Annotated in this window: 6 protein-coding genes and 1 pseudogene; 2 read left to right on the forward strand and 5 right to left on the reverse strand. The window is 62.3% G+C overall.

What is annotated here, in order from left to right:
• Both EN939_RS19870 and EN939_RS19875 read right to left on the reverse strand, forming a co-directional pair.
• A partial coding sequence (locus EN939_RS19870) for an ABC transporter substrate-binding protein (RefSeq protein WP_245473122.1) occupies positions 1-460 on the reverse strand: 460 nt, incomplete at its 3' end.
• A gap of 160 nt (positions 461-620) precedes the next feature.
• Positions 621-1901, reverse strand: a complete 1281-nt coding sequence (locus EN939_RS19875; protein WP_127269347.1) for an acetylornithine deacetylase/succinyl-diaminopimelate desuccinylase family protein — start codon at positions 1899-1901, stop codon at positions 621-623.
• A gap of 8 nt (positions 1902-1909) precedes the next feature.
• On the opposite strand from EN939_RS19875, the gene EN939_RS38570 reads away from it, so the two are divergent.
• Positions 1910-2119: a hypothetical protein gene (locus EN939_RS38570; protein WP_128362166.1), complete on the forward strand. Its 210-nt coding sequence runs from the start codon at positions 1910-1912 to the stop codon at positions 2117-2119.
• A 4-nt stretch (positions 2120-2123) separates the two neighbouring features.
• Positions 2124-2552, forward strand: coding sequence for a L,D-transpeptidase (locus tag EN939_RS19880; RefSeq protein WP_023812266.1), 429 nt, complete (start codon positions 2124-2126; stop codon positions 2550-2552).
• Positions 2553-2613: 61 nt separating this feature from the next.
• On the opposite strand, the gene EN939_RS19885 is transcribed toward EN939_RS19880, so the two are convergent.
• The 3 genes and pseudogenes from EN939_RS19885 to EN939_RS19895 all read right to left on the reverse strand — a co-directional run.
• Positions 2614-3597 (reverse strand): lipid A biosynthesis lauroyl acyltransferase, encoded by a 984-nt coding sequence (locus EN939_RS19885; RefSeq protein ID WP_164748868.1) that lies wholly within the window; start codon positions 3595-3597, stop codon positions 2614-2616.
• 13 nt (positions 3598-3610) lie between these two features.
• On the reverse strand, positions 3611-4639 hold the full coding sequence (locus EN939_RS19890; RefSeq protein ID WP_127269349.1) for a zinc-binding dehydrogenase: 1029 nt from the start codon (positions 4637-4639) through the stop codon (positions 3611-3613).
• Positions 4640-4676: 37 nt separating this feature from the next.
• Positions 4677-5204, reverse strand: a pseudogene (locus EN939_RS19895) (beta-ketoacyl-ACP synthase); the annotation flags it as partial.

Consider the following 5204-nt stretch of genomic DNA (forward strand, 5'->3'; position numbering starts at 1 on the left):
GGAAGGATCCCTGCGGGTTCTTCAGCGTCACTTTGACGGTCGCCGGATCGACGACGTCTATCGTATCGATGGCCGCGAATAGGCCCTTTTGCGCGTTGACCGAATTTTCGGCGCGGGCTCGATCGAGCGAGAATTTCACGTCGCCGGCATCGAAGTCGGTGCCGTCATGGAATTTCACGCCGGTGTGCAGCTTGAAGGTGTAGACCTTTCCATCATCGGAAATGGTCCAGCTTTCGGCCAGATCCGGCAGCACCTCGCCAGTGGGCCCGATGCGTGTCAGGCCCTCGAACACATTGGCATATAGAACCTCGTCGATTGCCGCGGCGGCACCTGCGGTCGGATCGAGATGCGGGGGTTCGAGCGGAATGCCGATGACCAGGTCGGTCCGCGCGGCAAACGCGGAAGCGCCGGCGGCCAGCGACAGCACCGCGGCCGCCAGGATGGTTTTCCACAGTTTCATCGTGCGACTCCCCATGCGTTTCAGACACGTGCTCGAACCCGGGCGATAGAAGCGTGATTTCGCCGCGGAGTAAATTGCGTTTCGTTCTGCCCGTTGGCGTGGCCGGGAATGTTTTGTCCTGGCCACTGCATCGGCAGGTCGAAGCTTGTCGCGGTGCGCCTTACCCCGCGGCTGTGCCGCGCAGCAGCACGTTGAGCCCTATCGCCATCACCTTGGCCGATTCTACCATGTCCGCTATCCCGACCCATTCGTCCGGCCGGTGGGCGAGGTCGAGAATGCCCGGCCCATAGGCGATGCAATCATAGATATGGCCGATGCGCGCAATGTGCTTCTGGTCGTAGGTGCCGGGCGAAATGACATAGCCGGGTTCGCGGTCGAAGATCGCCATGATGCCTTGCGCAACCGCCTTGACCACCGGGGCGTCGCGCTCGGTCATCAGCGGCAGCACTTCCATCAGGTCGCGGATTTCGTAGTCGAATTTTGTCCGCTCGCGCTTTAGCCGGTCGAGAATACCGGTCACTTCGCCTTTGACGGTGTCGAGATCTTCCTCCAGCAGGAAACGACGGTCGATGGTCAGCCGGCAGGAGTCGGGCACGTTGGGCGACGGCAGGCCGGGCCGGAAGTCCTCGGTCTGGCCGCCATGGATCGAATTGATGTTCATGGTCGAGCGTTTTGCCCCTTCGGGCACGACCGGCATGCGCGTCATCTTACGGTCAAGCGCAGGGAACAGCTCGTCCTCGAAAGCCCTCAGCACGGCGCCCATGTGGCGCACCGCATTGTCGCCGAGAAACGGCATCGAGCCGTGCGCGATCTCGCCCTTGGTCTCGATCTCCGCCCACCAGACGCCGCGATGCCCGAGGCAGATGCGATCCTTGTTGAGCGGCTCGGGAATGATGACGTGGTCGACCCTGGGTTTTGAGAAATAGCCTAGTCTGGCCAGATGGGCGACGCCGCCGAAGCCGCCGGACTCCTCGTCGACGGTGCCGGATATTTCGATGGCGCCGGGAAAGTCGGGGAAGACTTCCAGGAAGGCTTCGGCTGCGATGATCGAGGCGGCCAGTCCGCCCTTCATGTCGCAGGCGCCGCGACCATAGACCTTGCCGTCTTTGACGATGCCGGCAAAAGGATCGACGGTCCAGCCGTCGCCGGCTTCGACCACGTCGATGTGCGAGTTGAAGTGGACGCAGGCGCCTGACGATCTTCCGTCGAAACGGGCAACGACATTGACGCGCGGGTAGCGGTCGGTGTCGCCGGGCGTGCCTTCGGCGCGGATGAATTCGGTCTCGAAACCACTCTTCTTCAGCCGCGCGCCGAGATATTCGGCGCATGGCCGATAGGCCTCGCCGGGTGGATTGATGGTCGGAAAACGGATCAGCTCAGTGGTCAGCGCGACGACATCGTCGCGCCTGTCATCGATTGCCCGGAGGAGTCGCTCGTTCATGCCCAGAGTTGAGCAGCGATCTCGGCGGTTTTGCAAGCCCGTTGGTGATCGAGCCTGTGCGGCGTGTCGTTGCGGCAACTATTGCGGGAAATCGTTCAAATTCGCTGCTTTGGATTGGCGAATTGGTCAAGGTGTGTGTGTTAGCCCGTTCATCTGCCATTAAAAAGATGAGAGACAATTTGAGGGCAGGCAGGTTAGGGGCAATCAAAGGGGTTTGATCGCATGAAAAAGACAGTTCTCATGGCAGCCGTGTTTGTTGCGATGCTGTTCGGTGCTTCGGGGCAGGGCTGGGCAGCCAGCCTCGTTGCAAATATTGACGTGTCTTCGCAGACGATGACCGTCAGATATGGCGCGTCGGTTTACCGGTGGAGCGTCTCCACCGCGCGCAAAGGTTACATTACGCCGCGCGGCAGCTATCGGCCGCAACGGACGGCGCGGATGTGGTATTCGCGCAAATACGACATGTCGCCAATGCCTCATTCGGTGTTCTTCCGCGGCGGCTATGCCATTCACGGCACCGGCGCGGTGAGGCAGCTCGGGCGCCCGGCATCGCATGGCTGTGTGCGCTTGCACCCGACCAATGCCGCCGCCTTCTATGCGATGGTTCGGCAAGCCGGTTTCGGCAATACGCGCATTGTCGTCACCAACTGAAGAGATTCAGGTTCGCTGTTGTCGGCTGGCGCAGGGCTAATACCCTCGCCAGCAGTTCCGTTTAAGCGTTCGGGACCGCTTTTGCCTGCGAGGGCCGCTTTCGACGCCCGCCGCTGATCTCCCACCTTTTGTGGAACCACATCCACTGGCCGGGATCTTCTCGCACCCAGCGTTCGACGACATCGTTGAGACGCTGGGTGGTGGCGTGGACATCGACGCTGCCGTCAGCCGTGCGCGGCAATGTCAGCTTGTCCTCGATTTCGAGCCGGAAGCGGTTGCCTGGCAGCCTGATGCAGCGAGCCGGATAGACGTCGCAGTCATAGTGACGGGCAAGGGTGGCCAGCACCCGATTGCTCTGGCACGGACGGCCGAAGAATGTCGTCTCCAGTCCGCTGGAGAATTTCTGGTCGACAAGGATGCCGATGTTGCCGCCGTTCTCCAGGACCCCGGCCAAGGCGAATGAGGCACCGGCCATCGATGGCAGCAACGAGCCCATGGTCGAGCGGCGCGTCGAGAGGATGTAGTCGGCAAGATAAGGATTGTTGGGTGGGCGAAACAGCGCCGTGATGTTCATGCCGAAGGTCGCCGCCGCCACCGGCAGAAGTTCGAAATTGCCGAGATGGCCGGTAAAGACGATGTGCGGCTTCACTTCGCTGGCGATTTCGAGGAAGTGGTCCGCTCCTTTGACCTCGATGCGGCCGGGCTTGATCGCTGTAGGGTCATAGTCGAAGAGGGCGTCGAGAAAGATGTATTCCGCGGCAAGACGGGCCATGTTGCCCCACATGTCTGAGGCGATCGCCTGGATCTCGGCTTCGCCCTTTTCCGGATAGGCCTTGCGCAGATTGTCGACGGCGACCTGATGGCGTCCCACCCGGGGGCCGACCATGCGTGCGGCGCGGTCGGCGAAATTCAACGCACTGTCGGCCGGCAGCAGGCGCAGGACCGAGATGATCATCATTGCGGCGCGCGCCACCAGCCAGTAATTGAGCTGGCGCAGTTGCCTGCCGTAGCGAAATTTTAGATCCCGGCGGAACTTCTTGAACACAGAGGTCAAGGCTCTAGCCGACGCGCAGGATGATCTTGCCGAAAACGTCGCGGCCTTCCATGCGCTTCAGCGCGGCGTCGATACCGTCGAAGCCGACTTCGGTGTCGATGACGGGTGCGACCTGTCCCGCCGCCATTTTCTGCATGGCGTTGGCCATGTTTTCCATGCGGCAGCCAAACGAGCCAAGCAGTTTCAATTGCTGCTGGAACAGCTGCATCAGATTGATCTGCGTCGACACGCCGGAAGTCGAACCGCAGGTCACCAGGCGGCCGCCGCGCTTCAGGCACAGCATCGAGGCGGCAAAAGTGTCGGCGCCGACATGTTCGAAGACGACATCGACGCCCTTCTTCTTGGTCAGCTTGCGCACGACGCCCTCGAAACGGTCGTCGCGGTAGTTGATGACATGGTCGGCGCCGAGCGCCTTGGCCTTGTCGATCTTGTCGTTGGAGCCGACCGTGGTGATGATGGTGCAGCCCATCCGCTTGGCCAGCTGGATGGCCGCAGAGCCGATGCCGGATCCGCCGGCATGGATAAGGATCGTCTCGCCGGGCTGTAGCCTGGCGTTGTCGAACAGCATGTGCTCGACCGTGCCGAAGGTGACGGGCGCGACCGCCGCGCCGATGTCGGTCACGCCGGGCGGGGCGGGGACCAGCAGGCGAGCCGGCAGGTTGATCTTCTCTTGCGCGAAACCGTCGAGATGGAAACCGTGCACACCCGAAACATGTTCACAGAGGTTGTCGCGGCCTTCGCGGCAGGCTCGGCAGAGGCCGCAGGTGCGCGCGCCGTAGATCGATACCAATTGTCCGGGCAGCAGGCTGGAAACGCCGGAGCCTACCGCCTCGACCTCGCCCGAGGCTTCGGCGCCGACGACCAGCGGCAGCTTGCGCTTGGCGAAGGCCATGCCGCGCCAGCCCCAGACGTCGATATGGTTCAGCGCCACCGCCTTGATGCGCAGCGTGACTTCGCCAAGTGCCGGCGGTGGGGGAGGCGGCAGGTCCACCGTTTCAAGACGGCGGTCCTCGATAAGTTGCAATGCGCGCATTGGGCCTGTCGGTTTCGGTCTGGCTGAAAAAGGTCGCTTAGACCGGTTCCCGCGCCATGACAAGGCAAGTGTTCTGGCCGCCGAAGCCGAAGGAGTTCGACAGCACGGTGCGGACCTCGGCATTGCGCTTCTTGTTCGGCACCACGTCGAGCACGATCGCGGGGTCGGGATTGTCATAGTTGATGGTCGGCGGGATGACGCTTTCGCGCATCGTCATCAGTGAGAACGCCGCCTCGACGGCGCCCGCCGCCGACAGCGTGTGGCCGATCATCGATTTGTTCGACGAGACCGGCATCGAGCCGATCCGTTCGCCGAACACCGTCGACAGCGACAGATGCTCCATCTTGTCGTTTTCCGGCGTCGAGGTGCCGTGGGCGTTAACGTAGTCGATCTCGTCCTGGCTCAAGCCGGCATCGGCTAGCACAGCACGAACCGCCGCGATCGCCGGCGAAGCGTCCGGCTTCGAGCGGGTGCGGTGGAAATCGTCCGCCTTTTCGCCGCAGCCGCGCAGGATGCCAAGAATCGTGGCGCCGCGCGCGAGTGCGGTTTCCAGTGATTCCAGTAC

This window comes from Mesorhizobium sp. M7A.F.Ca.CA.002.05.1.1, assembly GCF_003998335.1.
Taxonomy (GTDB): domain Bacteria; phylum Pseudomonadota; class Alphaproteobacteria; order Rhizobiales; family Rhizobiaceae; genus Mesorhizobium.